We start from the raw sequence: 23528 nt of genomic DNA, 5'->3' as shown, positions 1-23528 counted from the left end.
GCGTCAGGCCCTCGCCGCGATCTGGTCGAGAAGGCCCCGCGCCTCCAGCTCGTCCCGAACGAGACGCTTCGGCACCTTGCCGTAGCCCGATTTCGGCAGCTCGTCCCAGAAGAAGAAGCGCTTCGGCATCTTGTAGCGCGGGATCTTGTCGGCGAGGAAGGCCGCCATCTCGGCCTCGGTGACCGGTTCGCGCGCAACGCAGACGGCGACGCCCACTTCGCCCCAGACCGGATCGGGCACGCCCAGAACCGCTACCTCGCCGATGGCCGGATGGGTCAGGATCTTCTCTTCGACCTCGCGCGGATAGATGTTCGAGCCGCCCGATATGTACATGTCGGAGGCCCGTCCGGTGATGTAGACGAAGCCCTCATTGTCCATGTGGCCGAGATCGCCGGTGCGGAACCAGCCGTCGCGGAAGGACTTCGCATTGGCGTCCGGATTGTCGTAATAGCCGGCGAAGACGGCCGGACCGATGACGCAGATCTCGCCGGTCTCGAAGGGGCTGAGCTCCCTGCCCTCATCGTCCTGGATCTGCACCTCCATGCCGGTGCGCTCGAAACCGCAGGTGCCGATGCGGGCGCCCGGGCTGTCGTCCGGATCGTGCAACGCCGGCGGCAGCACCGTGATGTTGCCGGTCACCTCACCGAGCCCGAAATATTGCACCAGCACCTTGCCGAGCTTGCCAAGGGCAGCCTTCTGGTCCTCCCGGTACATCGGCGCGCCGGCATAGATGACATAGCGCAGCGAGGAATGGTCGTGGGTATCGACCGCGGGATGCTCGACCAGCATCTTGAGAATGGTCGGCACGGTGAAGATGTTGCTGACCTTGTGCGCGGCGATGAGGCGGAAGGCCTCGTCGACATCGAAGCGCTCGGTCGGCAGGAGGATGGTCGGCACGCCGCGGGCGGCCTGCACGAGCTGGTGCACGCCCGCGCCATGCGACAGCGGCGCGACCACCAGCGAGGCGTCGGCTTCCGTCGTGCCCGGCATCAGGTCGCACAGGTGGTTGGTGATCACGAAGGCCATCTGGCCATGCGTCAGCACCGCCGCCTTGGAGCGGCCGGTCGTGCCGGAGGTGAAGAAGAACCAGCAGGGGTCGTTGGCCTCGACCGCCTGATTGGCGACCGCCGTGCCGCGATGGCTGGCGATCACAGCGCCGAGGCTGGTCTCGGCGAAAGCCGCCTCGCCGATCGACCAGGTGAAGGCGAGCGTCGGGCTGCCAGCCGCCACCGCCGCCGCGTGGTCGGGGAAGTCGGCATGGCAGAGGAAGGCCTTGGCGCCCGAGGCGCCGGCGAGATAGGCGACCTCGTCCGGCATCAGCCGGAAATTGGTCGGCACCCAGACGGCGCCGATGCGGAAGGCCGCGAACATCGACCAGAACATCTCGGCGCAGTTCTTCGAATGCACCAGGATGCGGTCGCCCTTGCCGATGCCGCGCGCGCGCAGGCCGGCGGCGAGGGCCGACACCTCGCCGTCGATCTCCTTCCAGCTCCATTGCCGGCCAGCCCAGATGAAACCGGGCCGCTCGCCGTGGCGGCGGGCGTTCTGGGTCAGGACGTGGGCAAGGTTCATCACCCGGTTGCTGCAGCGGGCAACGCCGCCGGTCGGTGCGATCGTCGCCATGCTGGCTCCGGTGCCGGTCATTTCGAGCGCTCCAGGATCGAGACGTAGTTGGCCACCGCCGCGCCGCCCATGTTGAAGACGCCGCCGAGAGCGGCACCGGGCAGCTGCATCTCGCCCGCTTCACCCATCAGCTGCATGGCGACCATCACGTGCTGCGAGACGCCGGTGGCGCCGAGCGGATGGCCGCGCGACTTCAGGCCGCCGGAAAGATTGACCGGCAGCCGGCCGCCACGCGAGCTCTGGCCCTCGCGCGCCACGCGCCAGCCCTGGCCGGGCTCGGCGAGGCCCATGGCTTCGTATTCGATCATTTCGGCGACGGTGAAGCAGTCGTGGGTCTCGACCAGGTCGAGGTCGTCGATGGAGATGCCGGCATCCTCGCGCGCCTTCGTCCAGGCACGGCGGGCGCCTTCGAAGGCGATCGGGTCGCGGCGCGACAGGGGCAGCATGTCGTTGGCATGGCGCCGGGCGCGGAACGAAATCGCCCGCTCGAGGCTCTGGGCGGTCTCGGCATCAGCGACGACCAGCGCCGCAGCCCCGTCGGAGACGAGCGAGCAGTCCGTGCGGCGCAGGGGGCCGGCGACCAGCGGGTTCTTCTCGGACACCGTGTTGCAGAAGTCGAAGCCGAAATCCTTGCGCATGTGGGCAAGCGGATTGGACAGGCCGTGGACGTGGTTCTTGGCGGCGATCATCGCGAGCTCCTCGCTGCGATCGCCGTAGCGCTGGAAATAGGTCTGTGCGATGCGACCGAAAATGCCGGCAAAGCCGGCATCGCCCGCCTCCTCCTTGCGATAGCAGGCGGTGAGCAGGATATCGCCGAGCTCGGCCGAGGCCGTGGCGGTCATCTTCTCCGCGCCGATCACCAGCGCGATCCGGCCGCGGCCGCTTTCGATGAAGTCGAGCGCGGCGTAGAGCGCGGCCGAACCGGTCGCGCAGGCGTTTTCAAGATGGGTCGAGGGCACATAGGCAAGCTCGGGTACGTTCAGCGCGACCAGCGAGCCCTCGAAAGCCTGGCGCGAGAAGCCGTTGTTGTAGACGCCGACGGTGATGGCATCGACGTCCGATGGCGCGACCCCGGCATGTTCGAGCGCATCGGCTGCGACCCGTCCGATCAGGCTCTCGACATCAGGCTCCTCGAGCCGGCCGAAGGGAGTGTGCGCCCAGCCGACGATTGCTGCGCCTTTGCCCATGATGGTCATCTCCTCTCACTGGACCGGCGCAGCGCGGCCTGCGCTGTCGGGCCGGTCGTCATCTTCACCTCGCCACGGCCGGCGAAATCCTTCAGGCGCGCCTCGAGGCGCCGCACTTCGGCCTGGAGCAGTTGCACCAGATAGGCCTCGCGGTCGGGCTGCATGCGGCTCTCGATGGCGGCGAGCGACAGGCAGCCGTCCGGCCGGCCCTGCGCATCGCGCACCACCATGCCGATGCCCCAGGAGCCGGGAAACAGCAGGCCACGATTGAAGCCGTAGCCCTTCTCGCGCGCCTCGGCGACGAGATCATCGATCACCGGGCGCGTCAGCATCGGGTAGCGCTCGGCCAGCCAGCCGGCATTGGCGGCCAGCGATTCCTCGACCTCCTCGTCGGAGAGCGCGGCAAGCAGCGTGATGCCGCCGGCACCGGCGCCGAGCGGATGGCGATCGCCGGCCGCCAGGACATGCGAGCGGATCGGATAGGGCCCGTCCTCGCGATGCAGGCAGATCACCGTCCAGTCGCGGCGGATCTGGATGAAGGCGGCATCGCCGGTCTCCTGGGCGAGGCGCGTCGCGCCTTCAAGGCCAAGGCGATGCAGGCCGAAACGCTCGGCGGCGAGCGTTCCCAGCACATAGGTCTCGGGCCCGAGGAAGTAGCGGCGGGTCAGCGGATCCTGTTCGGCGAGGCCCGCTTCGATGAGGCCGACGAGGATGCGCCGGCAGGTCGGCTTGGTCAGTCCGGAGGCTTCGACGAGAGCGGCGAGACCGGCGCCGGCGGCGCCATGACCGGCGACCAGACGCAGCAGAGCGACGGCACGGCCGATGCTCTGCGTCCCGGTCGGCTCCAGTTCACCCTCGGCGCGGGCATTTTCCGCACGATCCATATTGTGGACCCGTTTCCTCGCTATTTGCCGTTGACAAGTCCGCGATTGCGCGGCAACCGTCAACTAGAAAAATGACGGAAGCAAATTGGTCCAATATATGGACCAATGATCCGGCAGAAATCGCTGCCTGACAGGCGCATGAACGGGGTTGACGGCGGCAATGCCTCGGCCCTTCGTCATCAGGCTGGTTTCAACGATGCGGCGTCTCGGTCAAAGGCGCCGCCGACATCCTGGGAGGATGAAGACGATGACCAAGGCTTCTTGGAGCAAGATCTCGCGGCGCAGCTTCGCGGCGGGCACAGGTGCCCTCGCCGTCTCGACCTTTGCCATCGGCAAGGCGCGGGCGGCCGAGTTCACCTACAAGTTCGCCAACAACATGCCGATCAACCACCCGACCAATACGCGGGCGCAGGAAGCTGCGGCGAAGATCAAGGAAGAGACCGGCGGCCGCTTCGAGCTGCAGATCTATCCCTCCAGCCAGCTCGGCTCCGACACCGATACGCTCGGCCAGATCCGTTCGGGCGCGGTCGACTTCTTCACCCTGTCCGGCCTGATCCTGTCGACCTTCGTGCCGGCAGCCTCGATCAACGGCGTCGGCTTCGCCTTCAAGGACTACGACACCGTCTGGAAGACCATGGACGGCAAGCTCGGCGAGTATGTCCGCGCCGAGATCGCCAAATCGCGCTCGATCATTGCCTTCGACAGGCCCTGGGACAATGGTTTCCGCCAGACCACCACGTCGAACAAGCCGATCGTCACGCCGGCCGACCTCGCCAATCTGAAGATCCGCGTCCCGCCCTCGCCGCTCTGGACCTCGATGTACAAGGCCTTCGGCTCGGCGCCGACCTCGATCAACTTCAACGAGGTCTACAGCGCCCTCCAGTCCAAGGTGGTCGACGGCCAGGAGAACCCGCTCGCCATCGTCTCGACTGCCAAGCTCTATGAAGTCCAGAGCTTCTGCTCGCTCACCAACCACATGTGGGACGGCTTCTGGTTCCTGGCCAACCGGCGCAACTGGGAAGCGCTGCCGGAGAACATCCGGGGCATCGTCGCCAAGCACATCAATGCCGCCGCGCTCCTGCAGCGCGCCGACATCGCCAAGCTCAACGACACCGTGCAGACCGAACTGACCGGCAAGGGCATGAAGTTCAACACGGTCGATCCGGCGCCGTTCCGCGAGAAGCTGAAGGCTGCCGGCTTCTATACCGAATGGAAGGGCAAGTTCGGCGACGCCGCCTGGGCAATGCTCGAAGGCTCGGTCGGCTCGCTCGGCTGACGCCATGCACACGGCTTCCGAATTTGCGGTGCCCGCCGATCCGGCGGCACCGGCCGCCCGGTCCTGGTTGGCGACGGCCGACCGGGTGCTGGGTCTCATCGTCGAGATCCCTGCTGCCATCCTGGTGCTGGCGGAAGTCGTCGTGCTGTTTTCCGGCATCGTCGCCCGCTACGTCTTCCACGCACCGCTGATCTGGTCAGACGAACTCGCCTCGACCTTGTTCCTCTGGCTCGCCATGCTCGGCGCGGTGATCGCGCTGAGGCGCGGCGAACATATGCGCATGACCGCGCTCGTCGCGCGGCTCGGGCCCAAGAGCCGCGGCTTCTTCGACGCGCTCGGCGTCGTCGCCGGCCTCGGCTTCCTCCTGCTGATTGCGGAGCCCGCCTTCGAATGGGCCCTGGAGGAAAGCTTCATCGTCACCCCCGCCATGGAGATTTCCGCGGCTTGGCGCGCCAGCGCCTTTCCGATCGGCATCGGCCTCATGGTCATCTTCTCGCTGATCCGCCTGGCCACCCGCACAAGCCTTGCCCATGCCGCCATGGCGCTGGTGCTGGTCGGCGCAGTCATTGCCGGCTTCTGGATGATCGGCCCGACGCTGAAGACGCTCGGCAACTACAACCTGATCATCTTCTTCGTCGGTGTCGTCGGCACCTCCGTCTTTGCGGGCGTGCCGATCGTCTTCTCCTTCGCGCTCGCCACCTTCGGCTATCTCGCGCTGACGACGCGGGTGCCGACCATGGTCATGGTCGGCCGCATGGACGAGGGCATGAGCCATCTCATCCTGCTCGCCGTGCCGCTTTTCGTCTTTCTCGGCCTGCTGATCGAAATGGCCGGCATGGCCAAGGCGATGGTGCGCTTCCTGGCGAGCCTCCTCGGCCACGTCCGCGGCGGCCTCTCCTATGTGCTGATCGGCGCCATGTATCTGGTGTCGGGCATCTCCGGCTCGAAGGCGGCCGACATGGCCGCCGTCGCGCCGGCGCTGTTCCCGGAAATGAAGGCGCGCGGCGCCAAGCCCGGCGACCTCGTCGCCCTGCTCTCGGCGACCGGTGCCCAGACCGAGACCATTCCGCCGAGCATCGTGCTGATCACCATCGGCTCGGTTACCGGCGTCTCGATCGCGGCCCTGTTCACCGGCGGCCTGGTGCCTGGCCTGGTGCTTGCCATCGGCCTCTGCTTCGTCGTGGCGCGCCGCTACCGCAACGACGACCTCAGCCAGGTCAAGCGCGCGCCGGCGGCCGAGATCATGAAGAGCTTCGTCATCGCCCTGCCGGCGCTGGCCCTTCCCTTCCTGATCCGCGCGGCGGTGGTCGAAGGCGTTTCGACGGCGACGGAAGTCTCGACCATCGGCATCGTCTATTCCCTGATCGTCGGCCTGCTCGTCTATCGCCAGTTCGACTGGTCGCGGCTCGGCACCATCCTCGTCGACACCGCCGCGCTGTCGGGCGCGATCCTGATCATCATCGGCGCCGCTTCGGCCATGGCCTGGGGCCTCACCCAGTCCGGCTTCTCGCGCACGCTGGTCGAGATCATGACGCATCTGCCGGGCGGCGCCATCGGCTTCATGGCCGTGTCGATCGTGGCCTTCATCGTGCTCGGCAGCGTGCTCGAAGGCATTCCTGCCATCGTGCTGTTCGGGCCGCTGCTGTTCCCGATCGCCAAGCTCGTCGGCATCCACGAGGTGCACTATGCCATGGTCGTGGTGCTCGCCATGGGCCTCGGGCTGTTCGCCCCGCCCTTCGGCGTCGGCTATTACACCGCCTGCGCTATCGGCAAGGTCAATCCGGACGAGGGCATGCGGCCGATCTGGGCCTACATGCTCGCGCTCCTCATCGGCCTCATCGTCGTGGCGGCCGTGCCGTGGTTCTCCATCGGCTTCCTGAAAGCATGACCATGCGCCTGAAAGATCGTGTCGCCATCGTCTTCGGGGCCGGCTCGTCCGGCCCCGGCTGGGGCAACGGCAAGGCCGCCGCCGTCACCTATGCGCGCGCCGGCGCGAGGCTCGTCTGCGTCGACATGATCGAGGCGGCCGCCGAGGAGACGGCCACGCTCATCTGCGGCGAAGGCGGCGAAGCCATCGCCGCGGTCGCCGACACGACCGACCTTGCCGCAGTCGAGGCGGCGGTCGCCACCGCGATCGGCCGCTTCGGCCGGATCGACATCCTGCACAACAATGTCGGCGTCGTGCTGCATGGCGGCCCGGTCGAGCTCGACGAAGAGGCCTTCCAGCGCAATCTCGATATCAATATCGGCTCGGTCTACCGCACCGCCAAGGCGGTGCTGCCGCATTTCATCGCGCAGAAGAGCGGCGTCATCATCAACATCTCCTCGCTCGCCGCGCTGCGCTGGACCGGCTATCCCTATTTTGCCTACTACACCGCCAAGGCGGCGGTGAACCAGGCGACCGTCGCGCTCGCCCTGCAATATGCCCCGCACGGCATCCGCGCCAATTGCGTGGTGCCCGGGCTCATCGACACGCCACTCATCTACAAGCAGATCTCCAGCCAGTATGCGAGCGCCGAGGAGATGGTGGCCGCCCGTGGCCGAGCTGTGCCGCTCGGCCATATGGGCACCGCTTTCGACGTCGCCAATGCCGCCCTGTTCCTCGCTTCGGACGAGGCGAGTTTCATCACCGGCGTGAACCTGCCCGTCGATGGTGGCCAGAGCTGCGCGGTGCCCTCGCCGATGTGACCGGCACGGCTGCGAGACCGATTCAGGACTTTGCAGAAAGCCAAAATCTCTCAGCATCTTGCCGTTCACTTCACAGGTCCTGTCGAGCCGCGCGGAACGCGCGGCTCATGTCCCGATTCCGCATGAAGAACAAGCGCGTCCTGCGCCGGGGCCGCGGGCTTGGATCAATCGGCGCGCGCGGAACCGCAGCGGCTCGCCGGCCACAGGCGGTTGTGCTATCGTACCGTCCATGGCTCGCTCCGGCAGGTTCCTTCTTGCGCTCCTGGCCCTGCTGCCGCTCATGTCCGGCGGCGCCATGGCGCGCGGCCTCGGCCGGGAGAACCCCTGGGCCAGCGATCACATCACGGACCTGCCGCGCGACATCAGGGCCAGCGTCGCACGCCAATATCCGGGCTGCGAGCCGGCCCGCGCACAGCATGGCTTCGCCCGCTACCTGACAACGCCCGGCGCCCATCCCGATTTCGTCGCCCTGCATTTCGATCTGTTCGGCTGCAGCGACCGCAGCGCAATCTGCACCAGTTCGGGCTGCCTGCACCAGGTCTATGCCGCGACGCGGGCGGGCTATCGCCTCGTCTATAGCGGCCATATCGACGATATCGAGCTCAGGCTCGTCGGCGGCCGCCCGGCCGTCGCCCTGTCCTGTACAGGCGCGATCGGCGCCTGCCGCATCCTGATCTGGAACGGGCGCCGCTTCCGGTAGCGGCGCATTCAGCCGGGCTGGCGGTTGATCATTTCGGCGCAGGCATAGCCGAGCCAGGCCGCCCCCAGCGACCCCGCGATCACACCGGCCAGATAGGCGAAGGCCGAAACGGAACCGGTCTCCAGGAACAGCAGGAAGGTTTCGAGGCTGAGCGAGGAGAAGGTGGTCAGCCCCCCGCAAAAGCCGGCCATCACGAACTGGCGGCCGACCAAGCCCACGGGCAGGCGCCCTCCTGGACCGGTGAGGCCGGCAAAGGCGGCGATGACGAAGCAGCCGAGCAGGTTGACGACGGCCGTGCCGGCGAGCGGTCCGAGATGCGGGGTCGCCACCGCCACGGTTCCCGCCAGGAAACGCAGCAGCGAGCCGAGCGCGGCACCGCAGCCGACCGCCGCACAGACCTTCAGGCCCGGCCCGCCGCCCGCCATGAATCAACCGAGCCCGCTGGCGGCGAGACCGTAGCCGCCCGCAACCGCCGCCAGCGACAGGCCGGCCGACAGGATGACGTTGAACAGCGCGCGCGACCGCTCGCCCGCCAGTCCGAGATCAAGCGTCTGCAGGGCGAAGGAGGAAACGGTGGTATAGCCGCCAAGCAGGCCGGTGAAGACGAACGCCCGGAACGCGTCGCTGTCGAAGATGCCGCCCTTGGACCGCGCGAGACCGGCCAGCACGCCAATGGCGAAGGCGCCGCTGACATTGACCGCCAGCGTGCCCCACGGAAAGGCCAGGCCCCAGCGCTGGCCGACCGCCGTCGCGAGGGCGATGCGGGCCAGACCGCCGGCGCAGCCGCCGGCGAGTACCAGAAGTGAAGCCTGAAGGGTCAGAGCCATCGCGCATCCCGCTCGCCGGCTCAGATGCGCCGAGTCCCGAGGCCGGCGCAAGGCCGGCAGGCGAGGCCCTGCCGGCCCGCCGGCGCTCAGGCCAGGAGGTCGGCGAGCGTCAGCGCGATGACCGTCGTCGCCTTTTCAAGATCGCTCAGGCGCAGCCGCTCGTCGGCACGATGCGCATTCGCTTCCTCGATCGATTTCGGGCCCGCGCCGTAAAGCACGACCGGAACACCGCGCGCCGCATAGAGCCGCGCATCGGTATAGAGCGGCACCCCGGTCGTCCCGACGGCTTCGCCGAAGACCTCGCTCGCATGGCCGGCAATGAGCGCGGCCATGCGCTTGGCCTCCGGCGTCGGCCGCAACGGCTCGGCGAGCAGGATGCGCCGCACGAAGACGCGGGCCTTGGAGTGGCTGCCGGCCGCCCGGGCGATGAGCGCGCGCAGGTCCGCCTCGACGGTGGCGGGATTTTCCTCCGGGATCATGCGCCGGTCGAGCCGGAAGGAGATCCGGTCCGGCACGACATTGGTGTTGATGCCGCCCTGGATCAGCCCGACCGTGATCTGCGGGCTGCCGGTGCCGGGCATGGCGGAGGCGCTGCGCTGCAAGGCGGCCCGTTCGCCATAGAGCGCGGCGAGGATCGGCGTCGCTGCTTCCAGCGCGTCGATGCCGGTCGCGGGGATCGCCGCATGCGCCGACTTGCCCTCGACCACCACCTCGAGATGGAGGCAGCCATTATGCGCCTCCACGACCGCGTAGCTGAAGCCGGCCGAGAGCGCCATGTCCGGTCTGGAAATGCCCTCGGAGAGAAGCCAGCCGGGGCCGACCTCGCCTCCGGCCTCCTCGTCATAGGTCAGGTGCAGCTCGACCGTGCCCTTGAGCGGCAGGCCAGACCGCTTCAAGGCATCGAGCGCGAAGGCATAGGTCGCGAAGTCGGACTTCGACACCGCGACGCCGCGACCATACATCCAGCCGTCGACGATCGCCGCGCCGTAGGGATCCTGGGTCCAACCCTCGCCCGGGGGCACGACATCGCCATGGGCGTTGAGCGCAATGACCGGGCCGTCACCGAAACGGTGGCGGACGATGAGATTGGTGACCGAGATCATGCCGTGCTGCTTGACCAGCGTGTCCGGCACGGCGTGGCGTTCGACCGTGAAACCCAGCCGTTCGAGCTCTCTGGCTGCTACCGCCGCATGCGGCGCGCAGTCGCCGGCGGGATTGTCCGAGGGCTGCCTGACGAGCGCGGCAAGGAAGGCGACCTCGTCGGCGAAACGCTCCGTCACGAGCGCGCCCAGCCGGGATGACCTTGGTGACGTCATGGGAAGGTCCTTCAGGTGTCGAGATGATCGAGGAAGTCGGCGAGCACCCGCGCGGCGGCGTCGATGTCGCCGGGCGCGGCATATTCGTCCGGATGGTGGCTGAGGCCGCCGCGGCAGCGCACGAACAGCATGGCGAAAGGCAGGATGCCCCGGAACGCCATGGCGTCGTGGCCGGCACCGCTGGCCAGCGCGATGGTGGCGCAGCCCTGGCGCTCGGCGGCCGCCGCAAGCCCCGCGGACAGTCGGGCGTCGCAAGGCGCGGCCAGGGCCTCGTAAGTCATGGCGATGGCGCAGCCGATACCGCGCGCCGCCGCGGCGGCCTCGGCCTCGTCCGCAATGGCCGACAGCGCGGCCCGCCGGTCAGCGTCGGACGAACTCCTGAGGTCGAGCGTCAGCCGCACCCTGCCGGGAACCGTGTTGACGGCGCCGCCAGGCGTCTCGATCTGGCCGACGGTCGCGACGAGGCCGGGGGTCGACCGGGCCCGACGCTCGATCAGCAGGATGATCTCGGCGGCGGCGGCGAGCGCATCGGCGCGCAGGTCCATCGGCGTCGTGCCGGCATGGCCAGCCCTGCCGGTCAGCGTGATCGTGCCGCGCGAGGCGCCGCTGATGGCGGTGACGACGCCGACCGCAAGGTCCCGTGCCTCCAGCACCGGCCCCTGCTCGATATGCACCTCGACATAACCGAGGGTCCTGGCCGGATCGCGGGCGATCGCAGCGATCGCGGCGGCATCGCAGCCGAAGGCGGCGAGCGCCTCGCGGCGGCTGACGCCGTCGCCGTCGCACTCGTCGAGCACGGCGGGTTCGAAGCGGCCGGCCATGGCCCGCGAGCCGCCGAGCGTGCTGGTGAACCGCACGCCCTCCTCGTCGCCGAAAGCGGCAAGCTCGATGGCGAAGGGGTAGCGCCGGCCACGCCGGTGCAAGGCGCGGATCACCTCGAGGCCGGTGACGACACCGAGATTGCCGTCGAACCGGCCGGCATTGCGCACCGTGTCGATATGCGAGCCGATGATCAGGACCGGCGCATCCGGCACATCGGCCTCGTAGCGGCCGATCAGGCTGCCGATCCCGTCGAGCGCGACCTGCATGCCGGCCTCGGTCATCCAGCCGGCGACGAGTTCGACGGCGTGGCGATGGGCCGGACTGAGATAGAGCCGGGTGAGCACGCCCGGCTCATCGGTCACGGCGGCGAGCGCGTCGAGCCGCGCCATGATCGCCGCACCGAATATGCCGCGCGGCGCCGCGCCGTGCCCGAGATCGTGAGCCGTCATCGCCATGGCCTCCCTGGTGTCACGGCCGCGGACCGGACCACTCGGCCACGACGCGCCGCTCGTCGGCGGTCATGCCGGTGACGTTCTGGGGCGGCATGGCATGGCTCAGCACGGCATAGAGCCGGATCGCTTCGCGCTGGCGCTCGATGGCCTCGGGGCTGTCGAGTACGACGCCTTTCGGCGCGACGCCGATGCCGTCCCAGACCGGCTGGTTTGCGTGGCACATGCTGCAGCGGCCGATGACGATGTCGGCGACCGCCGCCGGCGCGCGCGGCGTGCCGGACGCGTGCCGGACCTCGCCGAGCGGCGCGAGCCCGAGCCGCTCGCGGCCGGCGGGCGAAGCGGCCATGCTGATCCAGGCTGCCCAGAGGATGCAGATCGCCGCCACCGCCCAGCACCACCAGGGCTGGCCCTTGCCGGCATGGCTGACATTGTAGAAGTGCCTGATGACCGCGCCCGCCACCAGGATCAGCGCCACGATGACGAAGGCGAACGGCGAGGAATAGGTCAGCGGATAGTGGTTCGACAGCATCAGGAACACGACCGGCAGGGTCAGGTAGTTGTTGTGCGTCGAACGGGCCTTGGCCTGCTTGCCGTAGTCGGGATTGGCCTCGCCGCCGGCGAGCAGCGCGGCGATGGTCTTGCGCTGGTTCGGGATGATGTTGAGGAAGACGTTGCCCGACATCATCGTGGCCATCATCGCGCCGGTATGCAGCAGCGCGCCGCGGCCGGAAAAGACCTGCTGGAACAGGTAGGCCATCAGCACGATGAAGGCGAAAACGACCACCGCCAGCCAGACTTCATGCTTGACCAGCGGCGAGCGGCAGAGCCCGTCATAGACGAGCCAGCCCAGGGCAAGGCCGCCGAGGCCGATCGCGGCCGCCGCCGGACGCGACAGGTCCATCACCTGCGGATCGACGAGATGGGTCGAGGCCCCGGCATAGTAGATCCAGACGAGCAGGAAGAAGCCGGAGATCCAGGTCGAATAGGATTGCCACTTGTGCCAGATCATCTCGGACGGCAGATGCGCCGGCGCCTCCAGATATTTGCGCACTTCGTAGAAGCCGCCGCCATGCACCTCCCAACAGGCGCCGCCCTTGCCCGGCCGGATCTCCGGAATGGCTTTCAGCGAGGCGTCGAGGTGCATGAAATAGAACGACGAGCCGATCCAGGCGATGGCCGTGACCACATGCACCCAGCGCAGCAGCAGGCTGCCCCATTCGGCGATGATCGGATCCACGATGGCTGTCCTCCCCGATATTCCGGGCAGCCTAGTCCAGGCAAGCATTACCCTTGAACACGGAAAAAGCAGTGATATTTTCGTGGCAATTTTGAAAATCGAACACCGCCAGCCGGACTGACGCCATGGGCTTCATCGAGGATGCCAGGATCTTCGCCCGCGCTGTCGAAAAGGGCAGTTTTTCGGCTGCAGGCCGCGACTTGCGCATGTCGGCCGCGGTCGTCTCGAGCCGCATCCTGGCTCTCGAGCAGCGCCTCGGCTGCCGGCTGTTCAACCGCACGACCCGCAAGATCCAGCTCACCTCGGTGGGTCGGTCGTTCTTCGACCGTGTCGTCGACGTGCTCGATGCGGTCGAGCGCGCCGAGGCGAGCGTCGCGCTGGAAGGCGGCGCGCCGCGCGGCTCGCTGAAGATCACCGCCCCGCTCGGCCTCGGCCGCAGGCTGGTGGCGCCGGTCGTCACCAGCTTCCGGGCGGCTCAGCCCAATATCGACATTCGCCTGAGGCTCGCCGAGCACCTGCTCGACCTGATCGGCGAAGGCATCGACATTGCGCTGCGCATGGCCGACCTCTCCGATTCCAGCTTCATCGTGCGCAAGGTCGCGACCATCGAGCGCATCCTCTGCGCTTCGCCCGCCTATCTCGCGGCACATGGTGCTCCGAAGACGTCGGAGGACCTGTTCGACCACCAGTGCCTGCTGCTGCGCTTTCCCGGCTCGCAGCAGTTCCGCCTGACCCTGCGCCAGGGCGGCGAGACGCGCACCCTCGCCGTCAGCGGCGCGATTGACTGCGACGACGGCGACGTGCTGACCCAATGGGCGCTCGCGGGCGCCGGCATCGTGATGAAGCCGGTCTTCGAGGTGGCCGAGCAGCTTTCGGCCGGCACCCTCGTGCACGTGCTGCCCGACGTCGTGCCGCAGCCGACGACGCTCGCCATCATCTACCCCTCACGCCAGCTGCCGCCACCGGGGCACAAGGCCTTTTCCGACCTGCTCCTGGAGGCCGGCCGCACCCATGTCGCGGCCGCGCTGGCCAAGCTCGGCAAGCGGCTGGAGCACTAGCCGCGGCAGCCGGGCTTTCCAGATTCACGTCGCCCGGGCAGTCCCGTTGAAGGACCACCCGGGCGGACGCCCCCCGATAAGGGTCCGTCAGTGCGCGGCGTCGGCCAGCGCCGCGCCGCTGCGCACTTCGGCCTCGGCCTCGGCCGCCGACTTGAAGCCGTTGAAATACATGTTGAGGACAACCGCCGAGATGGCCGCGAGCAGAATGCCCGACTCGAGCAGCGGATGCAGGCTGTGCGGCATGTTGCGGAAGAAGTTCGGCGCGACCAGCGGGATCATGCCGAGGCCGACAGAGACCGCGACGATGTAGAGATTGTTGCGGTTGGTACGGAAGTCGACCGCGGTCAGGATGCGCACGCCGGTGGCGGCGACCATGCCGAACATGACGATGCCGGCGCCGCCGAGCACGGCGGAGGGGATCGCCTCGGCAAGGGCGCCGAATTTCGGCACCAGCCCCATGGCGAGCAGGATGAGACCGCCTGCCGCCGTGACGAACCGCGAGCGCACGCCGGTGACGCCGACCAGCCCGACATTCTGCGAGAAGGACGTATAGGGGAAGGTGTTGAACAGGCCGCCGATCATGGTGCCGAGACCGTCGGCGCGCAGGCCCTTGGTCAGATCATCCTGCGAGATCTTGCGACCGGTCATGTCGCCGATCGCCAGGAACATGCCCGTCGACTCGATCATGACGACGATCATGACCAGGCACATGGTGATGATCGATATGGGCTCGAATTTCGGCAGACCGAACTGGAAGGGATAGATGAAACCGAACCAGTGGGCGCGCCCGACCACGTCGAAATTCATCTTGCCGATGGCATAGGCCGCGGCGCAGCCGACGATGATGCCGAGCAGCACGGCGATGTTCTGGACGAAGCCCTTGCCGTATTTGGTCAGCGCCAGCACCACGCAGAGCACGAACAGGGCGAGGCCGAGACTGTCGAGGGCGCCGTAGCCGGGATTCGGATTGTCGATGATGCGCAACTTGCCGTCGATCATCTGGTTGATGAAGGACGGACCGCCGGCCGCCCAGCCGATGCCGACACGCATCAGCGAGACGCCGATCACCAGGATGATGGTGCCGGTGACCACCGGCGGGAAGAAGCGCAGCATGCGGCTGATGAAGGGGGCGACCAGCAATGCGAACAGGCCGGAGGCGATGATCGCGCCGAAAATGCCGGTTATGCCGAGGCTGGGGTCGCGGCCGATGGCGAGCATCGGGGCGACGGACGCAAAGGTGACGCCCATCATGACCGGCAGGCGGATGCCGACGCCGGGCATGCCGAAGGACTGGATCAGCGTGACCACGCCGCAAGCAAACAGGTCGGCGCTGATCAGGAGCGCGACCTGCTCGGGCGACATGCCGAGCGCACGGCCGATGATCAGCGGCACGGCAATCGCGCCGGCATACATCACGAGAACATGTTGAAGGCCGAGCGCAAACAGTTTGGGCGTCGGCAGCACCTCGTCGACAGGATGAACCCGATCGGTCATCGTCCGTTTCCTCCCCTGATCGTGCCAGCCGATTTTCCGGTCTTGAGACGGCACGCGTCAGGCTATTCAAGGTCTCCATCCAACCTTCGGCAATGATCTCAAAATTGGTAAGATTTTCAAAATCTGCATGAAAATACCGAGACCCAGGTCAGGCTAACTCAAGGCCTGGGAACGAAGCGGAGGAAATGATGGGACGGCTCTCCACCCATGTGCTCGACACCGTCGCCGGGCGGCCCGCCGCCGGCATGGAGATCACCCTCGAGCGCCTCGGCGCCGGCGGGCGCACCCTGGTCAAGCGTGTCGTCACCAATGCCGACGGGCGGACCGACGAACCGCTGCTTACCGGCGAGGCCCTTATCGCCGGCACCTACGAGCTGACCTTCCAGGTCGAGGCCTATTTCCGGACAACGGGCGCGGCGCGCGGCGAGCCGGCCTTCCTGACCGAGGTGCCGATCCGCTTCACGGTCGGCGACAGCGCGGCGCATTACCATGTGCCGCTTCTCGTGACACCCTGGAGCTACCAGACCTATCGCGGCAGCTGACCCGGCGCCGCGATCGACCGACCGACGACACCCGAGGCCCCCCATGCAGACACCAGGCTATCCGCGCGACATGATCGGCTACGGCCGCACCCCGCCCGACGCCGCCTGGCCCGGCGGCGCGCGGATCGCCGTCCAGTTCGTCATCAATTACGAGGAAGGCGGCGAGAACAACATCCTGCACGGCGACCCGGCGTCGGAAGCATTTCTCTCGGAAATGATCGGTGCCCCGCCCTGGCCCGGCCAGCGCCATCCGAGCATGGAGTCGATCTACGAATACGGCTCGCGCGCCGGCTTCTGGCGGCTCTGGCGCCTGTTCACCGGACGGCGTCTGCCGGTGACGGTCTATGGCGTCGCCACCGCCATGCAGCGCAATCCGGAGGCCGTCGCCGCCATGCTGGAGGCGGATTGGGAGATCGCGAGCCACGGACTGAAATGGATCGACCATCGCGCCATGCCAATCGAGGAGGAGCGGGCGCAGATCGCCGAGGCGCTGCGCATCCACGCCGAGCTCTGCGGCACACGGCCGCTCGGCTGGTATACCGGCCGCACGTCGGAGAACACGCTCGACCTGGTCATGGCCGAGGGCGGCTTCCTCTATTCGGCCGATTCCTATGCCGACGACCTGCCCTACTGGGTCGAGGGACCGCACGGCCCGCATCTGATCGTGCCCTACACCCTCGATTCGAACGACATGCGCTTCGCCGCCGCGCAGGGCTTCAATGCCGGCGACCAGTTCTTCAACTACCTGAAGGACGCCTTCGACGTGCTTTATGCCGAGGGCAAGGCAGGCTCTCCCAAAATGCTCTCCGTCGGCCTGCATTGCCGGATCGTCGGGCGCCCGGGGCGGCTTGCCGCGCTCGCCCGGTTCCTCGACTACGTCCAGGACCAGGACAAGGTCTGGGTCGCCCGGCGCATCGACATTGCCCGCCACTGGGTGCAGCGCCACTATCCCGCCGGCGGCAAGCCGAGCACCATGACCCGGCCGATCTTTGTCGAGCGCTACGGCGATGTCTTCGAGCATACGCCGGCGATCGCCGAGCGCGCCCACCGGGCCGGGCTGACCGCGGCCCACGACACGGCGGCGGGCCTGCACGGCGCCTTGGTGCCGGTGCTCGACGCCATGAGCCGGGACGAGAAGCTCGCGCTCATCCGCGCCCATCCCGATCTCGCCGGTCGGCTCGCCATGGCCAGGCAATTGACCACCGATTCGACCAGCGAGCAGGCCGGCGCCGGTCTCGACCGGCTGAGCCCGGACGAATTCGCCCGGTTCACCGCGCTGAACGATGCCTACAAGGCCCGGTTCGGCTTCCCCTTCATCATGGCCGTGAAAGGCGCGACCAAGGACGCGATCCTCAGCGCCTTCGAGCGGCGGATCGGCAATCAGCCGGACCAGGAATTCGAAACCGCGCTCGCCGAGATCAAGAAGATCGCGCTGCTGCGGCTCACCGACCGGCTCGGCTGAGCCGGCCGGGCCGACGCGGATCGCGGCGGGCACCGGGTGCCCGCGCCCATCGAATGCGGCGCCTGCGGACTGCCTGATATCGAATTGCAGCAAACTTCTCCGACACTGGCACCCATCCCCGTCATGCACCTGTGGTGGGGCCGGCATGGGGCCTGTCAGCGGGCTTCGCGCTTTACGTGCCGCATCGGTGGCACTAGAGATGGCCATTCCTTTGATGGTATTGCGCTCGATGAGCTCCGTTGCGATCGAGGAAGACAGGAAGACGGCCAACGATCGTCTGATCGCGGCGGTCCTGTTCCTGGCCACCTTCCTCTATTTCTGGGTGTCGCTGACCCCGTTTCCGGATCTGAGCGCCGGGAACGAGAATTCGGCTGCCTCGGCGGGCTCCAACCTGCTCAACCAGGTCGCCGCGATCGCCCTGATCGTTTCGCTCGTCGCCTTCGCCTATCGCCAGCCCAATACGGCCATGGTGCTGCAGCCGCGGCTGGTCCTGGCGGGCCTGCTCGGCTGGTACGTCCTGGTTTCGCTGCCGACCCCGGATCCGCTTTTTGCGCTGCGGCGGCTCGCCATGGCCACCATCGTGGTCGTCGCGGCCAGCATCTTCCTCACCCTGCCGCGCTCGGAACGTCACTTCGGCAAGCTGCTCGGCATCGGCCTCTTCATCGTGCTGGGCCTTTGCTATTTCGGCGCGATCTTCATGCCGCGCCTGGCCATCCACCAGGCGACCGATGCCGTCGAGCCGATGCTGGACGGCGACTGGCGCGGGCTGTTCAACCACAAGAACGCCGCCGGCTCGGCCATGGTCATCTCCATGTTCTGCGGCTTCTTCGTCTACCGCACATGGTCGGCCGTCGCCGGCATCCTCATTCTCGTCCTGTCGCTGATCTTCCTCGTCAATACCGGCAGCAAGACCTCGGTCGGCATGGTGCCTGCGGTGATGCTGGTCGCCTTTCTGCTGCAGAAGGTCGCGTTCCTGCGCCCGGCCCTGGTGATCGGCGGCATCGCCACCATCAACACTTTCACCATCGGCTCGGCGCTTTCGGAGCAGATCAGCGGCATCGTCAAATCGCTCGGCATCGACCCGACCTTCACCGCCCGCACCGACCTCTGGCAGCTCGCGGTCGAATCGATCATGGCACGGCCCGTCACCGGCTATGGCTATCAGTCGTTCTGGCGCAGCGAGGCGCTGCTGCACGGGTTCCGCGAGGAAGACACCTGGGCAACCATGGCCAATGACGCCCACAACGGCTATCTCGACCTGCTGCTGACGGTCGGAATTCCCGGCTTCGTGCTGGCAATGCTGTTCCTCGTGCTCCTGCCGCTGCGCTATATCGACAAGGCCGAGCAGCGCGGCAACCGCCCGGCGCTGACCGTGCTGTTCACGCGCATCTGGCTGTTCGTGCTGTTCACCGCCTGCCTCGAAAGCATCTTCTTCGCCACCGGCGACGCCGTCTGGTTCATGCTGCTGGTGTCGATCTTCGGGCTGCGCCTGCAGGCCTTCGCCCGGCTGCGCGAGGACTGAAGGCCGGGCCGCGCGCGGCTCCAAGCCTGCTCAGCCGCGCGTCACATGCGCCGACACCGCAAGCCATTCGCCCTGCCGACGCGCCCAGACATCGGTATAGCGGCCCCTCGCCGCCCGGCCGTCCGGTGCCGCATAACGGGTTTCGGCGTGGATGATCGCCGTGTCGCCCATGAGGCGGATCTTCACGTCGTGGGCGGCAAGCCCGCTGATCGTCACCGGCCGCGCCGTCTGTTCGAGAAACGCCGCCCGATCGACCAGCGTCCCGTCGGGATTGCTGCAGAAGAAGTCGGGCGCCAGGATCTGGTCGAACCTGGCGACGTCGCCGTTCTGCACCGAATTGATGTAGTCCAGGTTGAGCTGGGTCAGGACATCGAGATCCGAGACCGCCCCGCTATTGACCGCCGCTGCCATCGCCGCCTCCCTGCTGCCACGTGCCGGCCACGCTAGCCTGGATCCCGGGCCGGTTCCATCGTGGCTCAGGCTTCGCTGCTCGCCGCCTTGCGGAAATCCGGCTCGCTCGGCTCGGTCCAGCGCAGGTATTCGCGCGGCGAAATACCCATGGTGCGCCGGAACATGGCGCTGAAGGCGCTCGGGCTGTCATAGCCGAGATCGAGCGCCACGGTGGTCACCGGCTCGCCCGCGGCCAGCCGCGTCAACGCCTCCATCAACCGCACCTGCTGGCGCCATTCGGCAAAACTCAGGTCGGTTTCCTGGCGGAACAGGCGCGTCAAAGTACGGCGACCGAGCCCGCCGACCCGCGCCCAGTGCTCCAGGTCCTGATCGTTGCCGGGATCACGCAGAATCGCCTCGCAGATGCGCGCCAAGCGCCGGTCGCGCGGCATCGGCGCACTCAGCGGCAGGGCCGGCATGCGACCGATCTCGGCGAGCGCAAGGGCCATGACCTGGCCATCCCGCCCGGCCACGTCATACTCGACCGGCAGCGTCACCGCCTCGTTGATCAGCGCCTGCAGCAGCGGCGAGACCTCCAGGAGCCGGCAGGTGTCCGGCAGCCCGGCCGCGGCGTCCGGCTCGACGTAGAGCGTGCGCAGCGCGACATCGCCCCAGCAGCGGCTCTGGTGCACGACGCCGGGCGGCACCCATAGGGCGTGCTGCGGCGCCACGACCCAGCTGCCCTCGGCGGTGATCACCGTCATGACACCGCTCAGCCCGTGCAGCAGTTGCGCCCGCCGATGGCTGTGCCGGGTGCCGACGCTGCCGGAGGCATAGGTCGCGGCCATGGCGGCGACCGGACGGCTGGCGTCCTGCAGTGCATCGGCCCTGCGGCCGCTGGCCTCGAAACCGGCAAAGGAGGCGATCGCCGCCGGGCCCGCCATGCGGCGGGGCTGGCCCGGCAGCGGGAGATGCATATGGCCCATCTGCGACAAATCCTGACCCTCAACAGACGGCGTTGGATCGCCGAGCTTCTACCCTCATTGCCGAGGGCCCTCGCCCCATCATCGTCCATTCGCCGGCGAATTTCAAAGCACGCGCCGTGCCAGAACCAGGATCCGGGCCTTCGAACCGCAGATGACCAGCATTGCCCTGATGAGCGAAGGCCGCGTTCCGACGACGCGGCCGATGGCCGGCCGCTGCAGGCCCCGGACGATGAGCCAACAGATGGCCGGAAGCATCCGCCGCCGTGGGGCGAGTGAGCCGTTGCCCGGCCGCACGGATCAGGCGCCGGGCTCCTGAGCGACGCGCGGCCGGCGGCCCGATCGCGACAATACTCGGCCCGTTGGCGGCGGCACGGCCGCCCGGCCGACGGGATCATCTCAACTGGACAAGGCCCGGCCGTCGCCGGCCGGAAGAAACGGGGGAACCCAGCATGAACAGACGCGACTTCGCCAAGCTGATGGCGGCCGCCGGCGTGGCCGGGGCCGGGGACATCGCCTGGGGCGTCAGCCGGGCCGTGGGGCAGACCCGCGGCGGCACGCTGAACACCATCATCCAGCCGGAACCGCCGATTCTCGTCACCGCCCTGAATCAGCAGCAGCCCACCCTCACCCTCGGCGGCAAGATCTATGAGAGCCTGCTGCGCTACAGCTTCGACCTGAAGCCGATGCCGGGCCTTGCCCAGTCCTGGACAGTGTCGCCGGACGGGCTGACCTATACGTTCAAGCTGTTTCCCAACATCACCTTCCACGACGGCAAGCCGATGACCTCGGCCGACGTCGTGTTCTCGGTCATGACCGTGCTGACCGAGACCCATCCGCGCGCCCGCGGCACGTTCCAGCGCATCGAAAAGGCCGAGACGCCCGATCCGCTGACCGTCGTCTTCACGCTGAAGCAGCCGTTCGCTCCGTTCCTGTCGTCGTTCGACTGCACCACCGCGCCGATCCTGCCGAAGCACATTTACGAAGGCACCGATTTCCGCAAGAACCCGGCCAATGCCCAGGCCATCGGCACGGGCCCGTTCAAGCTGAAGGAATGGGTGCGCGGCTCGCACATCCATCTCGTCCGGCACGACGGCTACTACCGGCCCGGCGAGCCGCATCTCGACGAGATCTTCTACCGCGTCATCCCTGACGCCGCATCCCGTTCGGTGGCGCTGGAAAAGGGCGTCGTCCAGCTCACCCAGTGGACCGACGTCGAGTTCTTCGACGTGCAGCGCCTGCAGAAGCTGCCGAATGTCGAGATGACCACCAAGGGCTACGAGTTCTTCGCTCCTCATCTGTGGCTCGACCTGAACAACCGGGTCGCGCCGATGAACGACAAGCGCTTCCGCCAGGCCTGCGCCCACGCCATCGACCGCACGGCGATGAAGCAGCGGGTGTTCTTCGGCCTTGCCAAGGAGGCGACCGGCCCGGTCTCGTCGAAGACGCCGTTCCATGAGCCCAATGTCCGCGCCTACGACTATTCGCTCGACAAGGCGAAAGCGCTGCTCGATGCCATGGGGCTTAAGCCGGGTGCCGGCGGCAAGCGCGCCACGATCAACTTCCTCGTGCCGCCCTATGGCGAGATCTGGCAGCGCATGGCCGAGTTCATCCGCCAGTCGCTCGGCCGGGTCGGGATCGAGGTGGTGCTGCACGGGCTCGACCTTGCCGGCTGGGCCGAGCGCGTGTCCAACTGGGAATACGAGGCGACGCTCAACCTGCTCTACCAGTTCGGTGATCCGGCTCTCGGTGTCTCGCGCAGCTACGTCTCCTCGAACATTCGCAAGGGCGTACTGTTCTCCAACATGGCCGGCTATTCCAATCCGGAGGTCGACCGGCTGTTCGAGGAGGCGGCCGTCGCGCTCGACGAAGGCAAGCGCCGCGAGCTCTATTCGCAGGTGCAGAAGATCGTCGTCGAGGACTGCCCGCTCGTCTGGCTGATCGAACAGGACTTCCCGAACTTCATCGACAAGAAGCTGAAGAATGTCATCACGACCGGCATCGGCGTTCACGACACGTTCGGCCAGGTGACGCTCGGATGAGTCACGTCGAACGCAAGGCAGAGGGCGGCCGCATCGTTGCGGCCGCCTTCGCCGTCCTCGCCTGGCTCGTCAAGTTCATCGGCGTGGTGCTGGTGATCGCAACGGTCAGCTTCGTCATCGTGCGCGCCGCGCCGGGCGATCCCGCCCAGGTCATGGCCGGACAGACCGGCGCGGCGGACGAGCAGATGCTGGCCCAGCTCCGCCAGGAATACGGCCTGGACAAACCCTATCTCATCCAGCTTGCCGGACACCTGAAGCGCGTCCTGACGGTCGATCTCGGCTATTCCTACCGCCAGCAGCGGCCGGTGCTGAGCCTGCTCGCCGAACGCATGCCGGCAACCCTGCTGCTCACCGGCACGGCGTTCCTGCTCGCGCTCATCGCCGGCATCGTGCTCGGCACCCTCGCCGGCGTCCGGGCCGGTCGCTGGTCGGACACCCTGCTCAGCGTCGTCGCGCTGCTGCTCTACGCCATGCCGGTCTTCTGGCTCGGTCTCATGCTGGTGCTGCTCTTCTCGGTCCAGCTCGACTGGCTGCCGGCCTTCGGCTACGCCACCATCGGCGTCGACATGCCGCCCCTGCGGCGCGCCCTCGACATTCTCAGCCATCTCGCCCTGCCGGCGCTGTCGCTCTCGGCGGTCTATCTGGCCATCTACACGCGCCTGATGCGTTCCTCGGTCATCGAGGTCATGCACCAGGACTTCATCAAGACGGCACGCGCCAAGGGCCTGACGCGCGGACGCATCATCGCCAAGCACATCCTGCGCAACGCGATCCTGCCGGTCGTGACCGTCGCCGGCATGCAGGCCGGCGCGCTGGTCGGCGGCGCGGTCGTTGTCGAGACGGTGTTCGCCTGGCCGGGCCTCGGCCGGCTCACCTACGATGCCGTCCTGCAGCGCGACTATCCGGTGCTCCTCGGCATCTTCCTCGTCATGTCGGTGCTGGTGATCATCATCAACCTCCTGACCGATGCGATCTATCGCGCCATCGATCCGCGCGTCACCACGCGCGCCCGGTCCTGAACGG

The 23528-nt window shown here is 67.6% G+C and carries 21 protein-coding genes; 10 read left to right on the top strand and 11 right to left on the bottom strand.

What is annotated here, in order from left to right; translation table 11 throughout:
• Positions 1 to 3: 3 nt before the first annotated feature.
• The 3 genes from OZ671_RS00510 to OZ671_RS00500 are packed head-to-tail and all read right to left on the bottom strand — an operon-like array spanning position 4 to position 3694.
• The gene (locus tag OZ671_RS00510) at positions 4 to 1644 is read right to left on the bottom strand and encodes an acyl-CoA synthetase (RefSeq protein ID WP_268858880.1); all 1641 of its coding nucleotides are present in this window, start codon (positions 1642 to 1644) and stop codon (positions 4 to 6) included.
• The gene (locus OZ671_RS00505) at positions 1641 to 2810 is read right to left on the bottom strand and encodes an acetyl-CoA acetyltransferase (RefSeq protein WP_268858879.1); all 1170 of its coding nucleotides are present in this window, start codon (positions 2808 to 2810) and stop codon (positions 1641 to 1643) included. The genes OZ671_RS00510 and OZ671_RS00505 overlap by 4 nt, the downstream gene beginning before the upstream one ends.
• Before the next feature lie 5 nt (positions 2811 to 2815).
• On the bottom strand, positions 2816 to 3694 hold the full coding sequence (locus OZ671_RS00500) for an IclR family transcriptional regulator (protein ID WP_268858878.1): 879 nt from the start codon (positions 3692 to 3694) through the stop codon (positions 2816 to 2818).
• Positions 3695 to 3941: 247 nt separating this feature from the next.
• Between OZ671_RS00500 and OZ671_RS00495 the strand changes: the two genes are divergently transcribed.
• From OZ671_RS00495 to OZ671_RS00480, 4 genes are all read left to right on the top strand, one after another.
• Positions 3942 to 4970, top strand: a complete 1029-nt coding sequence (locus OZ671_RS00495) for a TRAP transporter substrate-binding protein (RefSeq protein ID WP_268858877.1) — start codon at positions 3942 to 3944, stop codon at positions 4968 to 4970.
• 4 nt (positions 4971 to 4974) lie between these two features.
• Entirely contained in the window at positions 4975 to 6858 is a 1884-nt protein-coding gene (locus OZ671_RS00490) for a TRAP transporter large permease (RefSeq protein ID WP_268858876.1), read from the top strand.
• Complete coding sequence (locus OZ671_RS00485) at positions 6855 to 7658, top strand: SDR family NAD(P)-dependent oxidoreductase (RefSeq protein WP_268858875.1); 804 nt, start codon at positions 6855 to 6857, stop codon at positions 7656 to 7658. The genes OZ671_RS00490 and OZ671_RS00485 overlap by 4 nt, the downstream gene beginning before the upstream one ends.
• 229 nt (positions 7659 to 7887) lie before the next feature.
• The gene (locus tag OZ671_RS00480; protein WP_268858874.1) at positions 7888 to 8358 is read left to right on the top strand and encodes a hypothetical protein; all 471 of its coding nucleotides are present in this window, start codon (positions 7888 to 7890) and stop codon (positions 8356 to 8358) included.
• Positions 8359 to 8366: 8 nt separating this feature from the next.
• Here OZ671_RS00480 and OZ671_RS00475 read toward each other — a convergent pair whose 3' ends face one another.
• The 5 genes from OZ671_RS00475 to OZ671_RS00455 all read right to left on the bottom strand — a co-directional run bounded on the left by OZ671_RS00475 (position 8367) and on the right by OZ671_RS00455 (position 13012).
• Positions 8367 to 8783 carry a CrcB family protein gene (locus OZ671_RS00475; protein WP_268858873.1) on the bottom strand — a complete coding sequence of 139 codons (417 nt, stop codon included), beginning with the start codon at positions 8781 to 8783 and terminating at the stop codon, positions 8367 to 8369.
• A gap of 3 nt (positions 8784 to 8786) precedes the next feature.
• Positions 8787 to 9179 carry a fluoride efflux transporter CrcB gene (crcB, locus tag OZ671_RS00470; RefSeq protein ID WP_328286327.1) on the bottom strand — a complete coding sequence of 131 codons (393 nt, stop codon included), beginning with the start codon at positions 9177 to 9179 and terminating at the stop codon, positions 8787 to 8789.
• 92 nt (positions 9180 to 9271) lie between these two features.
• Complete coding sequence (locus OZ671_RS00465) at positions 9272 to 10501, bottom strand: ArgE/DapE family deacylase (RefSeq protein ID WP_268858871.1); 1230 nt, start codon at positions 10499 to 10501, stop codon at positions 9272 to 9274.
• 11 nt (positions 10502 to 10512) lie between these two features.
• Positions 10513 to 11772: an allantoate amidohydrolase gene (locus tag OZ671_RS00460; protein ID WP_268858870.1), complete on the bottom strand. Its 1260-nt coding sequence runs from the start codon at positions 11770 to 11772 to the stop codon at positions 10513 to 10515.
• 19 nt (positions 11773 to 11791) lie between these two features.
• Complete coding sequence (locus OZ671_RS00455) at positions 11792 to 13012, bottom strand: urate hydroxylase PuuD (RefSeq protein ID WP_268858869.1); 1221 nt, start codon at positions 13010 to 13012, stop codon at positions 11792 to 11794.
• Positions 13013 to 13137: 125 nt separating this feature from the next.
• On the opposite strand from OZ671_RS00455, the gene OZ671_RS00450 reads away from it, so the two are divergent.
• Positions 13138 to 14070 carry a LysR family transcriptional regulator gene (locus OZ671_RS00450; RefSeq protein WP_268858868.1) on the top strand — a complete coding sequence of 311 codons (933 nt, stop codon included), beginning with the start codon at positions 13138 to 13140 and terminating at the stop codon, positions 14068 to 14070.
• Between the two features lie 87 nt (positions 14071 to 14157).
• Here the strand turns inward: OZ671_RS00450 and OZ671_RS00445 are convergent, their stop codons facing one another.
• Positions 14158 to 15564: a nucleobase:cation symporter-2 family protein gene (locus OZ671_RS00445; RefSeq protein ID WP_268858867.1), complete on the bottom strand. Its 1407-nt coding sequence runs from the start codon at positions 15562 to 15564 to the stop codon at positions 14158 to 14160.
• 188 nt (positions 15565 to 15752) lie between these two features.
• On the opposite strand from OZ671_RS00445, the gene uraH reads away from it, so the two are divergent.
• The 3 genes from uraH (at position 15753) to OZ671_RS00430 (ending at position 19090) form a co-directional block, all read left to right on the top strand.
• Positions 15753 to 16106 carry a hydroxyisourate hydrolase gene (uraH, locus tag OZ671_RS00440; RefSeq protein ID WP_038310369.1) on the top strand — a complete coding sequence of 118 codons (354 nt, stop codon included), beginning with the start codon at positions 15753 to 15755 and terminating at the stop codon, positions 16104 to 16106.
• 43 nt (positions 16107 to 16149) lie between these two features.
• Positions 16150 to 17568 (top strand): allantoinase PuuE, encoded by a 1419-nt coding sequence (puuE, locus tag OZ671_RS00435; RefSeq protein ID WP_268858866.1) that lies wholly within the window; start codon positions 16150 to 16152, stop codon positions 17566 to 17568.
• A 229-nt stretch (positions 17569 to 17797) separates the two neighbouring features.
• Positions 17798 to 19090, top strand: a complete 1293-nt coding sequence (locus OZ671_RS00430; RefSeq protein WP_268858865.1) for an O-antigen ligase family protein — start codon at positions 17798 to 17800, stop codon at positions 19088 to 19090.
• A gap of 30 nt (positions 19091 to 19120) precedes the next feature.
• On the opposite strand, the gene OZ671_RS00425 is transcribed toward OZ671_RS00430, so the two are convergent.
• Both OZ671_RS00425 and OZ671_RS00420 read right to left on the bottom strand, forming a co-directional pair.
• On the bottom strand, positions 19121 to 19501 hold the full coding sequence (locus OZ671_RS00425; protein WP_268858864.1) for a nuclear transport factor 2 family protein: 381 nt from the start codon (positions 19499 to 19501) through the stop codon (positions 19121 to 19123).
• Positions 19502 to 19566: 65 nt separating this feature from the next.
• A complete protein-coding gene (locus OZ671_RS00420) occupies positions 19567 to 20457 on the bottom strand; it encodes an AraC family transcriptional regulator (protein WP_268858863.1) in 891 nt (296 codons plus the stop codon).
• Positions 20458 to 20915: 458 nt separating this feature from the next.
• Between OZ671_RS00420 and OZ671_RS00415 the strand changes: the two genes are divergently transcribed.
• Positions 20916 to 22505 carry an ABC transporter substrate-binding protein gene (locus OZ671_RS00415; RefSeq protein ID WP_268858862.1) on the top strand — a complete coding sequence of 530 codons (1590 nt, stop codon included), beginning with the start codon at positions 20916 to 20918 and terminating at the stop codon, positions 22503 to 22505.
• Positions 22502 to 23524: an ABC transporter permease gene (locus OZ671_RS00410; protein WP_268858861.1), complete on the top strand. Its 1023-nt coding sequence runs from the start codon at positions 22502 to 22504 to the stop codon at positions 23522 to 23524. Before OZ671_RS00415 ends, OZ671_RS00410 begins: the two co-directional genes overlap by 4 nt.
• The last annotated feature ends 4 nt before the right edge of the window (positions 23525 to 23528 follow it).

Origin of the sequence: Phreatobacter sp. AB_2022a (assembly GCF_026847585.1) — a bacterium.
Taxonomy (GTDB): Bacteria; Pseudomonadota; Alphaproteobacteria; order Rhizobiales; family Phreatobacteraceae; genus Phreatobacter.
This window is presented reverse-complemented; position numbering and strand designations above follow the sequence as displayed.

Coding starts and splice junctions, on each gene's coding strand:
- OZ671_RS00480 (WP_268858874.1), top strand. CDS start 7,888: ATGGCTCGCTCCGGCAGGTTCCTTCTTGCGCTCCTGGCCCTGCTGCCG.
- puuE (WP_268858866.1), top strand. CDS start 16,150: ATGCAGACACCAGGCTATCCGCGCGACATGATCGGCTACGGCCGCACC.
- OZ671_RS00500 (WP_268858878.1), bottom strand. CDS start 3,694: ATGGATCGTGCGGAAAATGCCCGCGCCGAGGGTGAACTGGAGCCGACC.
- OZ671_RS00445 (WP_268858867.1), bottom strand. CDS start 15,564: ATGACCGATCGGGTTCATCCTGTCGACGAGGTGCTGCCGACGCCCAAA.
- OZ671_RS00505 (WP_268858879.1), bottom strand. CDS start 2,810: ATGGGCAAAGGCGCAGCAATCGTCGGCTGGGCGCACACTCCCTTCGGC.
- OZ671_RS00430 (WP_268858865.1), top strand. CDS start 17,798: ATGAGCTCCGTTGCGATCGAGGAAGACAGGAAGACGGCCAACGATCGT.
- OZ671_RS00450 (WP_268858868.1), top strand. CDS start 13,138: ATGGGCTTCATCGAGGATGCCAGGATCTTCGCCCGCGCTGTCGAAAAG.
- OZ671_RS00510 (WP_268858880.1), bottom strand. CDS start 1,644: ATGACCGGCACCGGAGCCAGCATGGCGACGATCGCACCGACCGGCGGC.
- OZ671_RS00460 (WP_268858870.1), bottom strand. CDS start 11,772: ATGACGGCTCACGATCTCGGGCACGGCGCGGCGCCGCGCGGCATATTC.
- OZ671_RS00495 (WP_268858877.1), top strand. CDS start 3,942: ATGACCAAGGCTTCTTGGAGCAAGATCTCGCGGCGCAGCTTCGCGGCG.
- OZ671_RS00465 (WP_268858871.1), bottom strand. CDS start 10,501: ATGACGTCACCAAGGTCATCCCGGCTGGGCGCGCTCGTGACGGAGCGT.
- OZ671_RS00485 (WP_268858875.1), top strand. CDS start 6,855: ATGACCATGCGCCTGAAAGATCGTGTCGCCATCGTCTTCGGGGCCGGC.
- OZ671_RS00410 (WP_268858861.1), top strand. CDS start 22,502: ATGAGTCACGTCGAACGCAAGGCAGAGGGCGGCCGCATCGTTGCGGCC.
- OZ671_RS00475 (WP_268858873.1), bottom strand. CDS start 8,783: ATGGCGGGCGGCGGGCCGGGCCTGAAGGTCTGTGCGGCGGTCGGCTGC.
- OZ671_RS00415 (WP_268858862.1), top strand. CDS start 20,916: ATGAACAGACGCGACTTCGCCAAGCTGATGGCGGCCGCCGGCGTGGCC.
- OZ671_RS00425 (WP_268858864.1), bottom strand. CDS start 19,501: ATGGCAGCGGCGGTCAATAGCGGGGCGGTCTCGGATCTCGATGTCCTG.
- uraH (WP_038310369.1), top strand. CDS start 15,753: ATGGGACGGCTCTCCACCCATGTGCTCGACACCGTCGCCGGGCGGCCC.
- OZ671_RS00490 (WP_268858876.1), top strand. CDS start 4,975: ATGCACACGGCTTCCGAATTTGCGGTGCCCGCCGATCCGGCGGCACCG.
- OZ671_RS00420 (WP_268858863.1), bottom strand. CDS start 20,457: ATGCATCTCCCGCTGCCGGGCCAGCCCCGCCGCATGGCGGGCCCGGCG.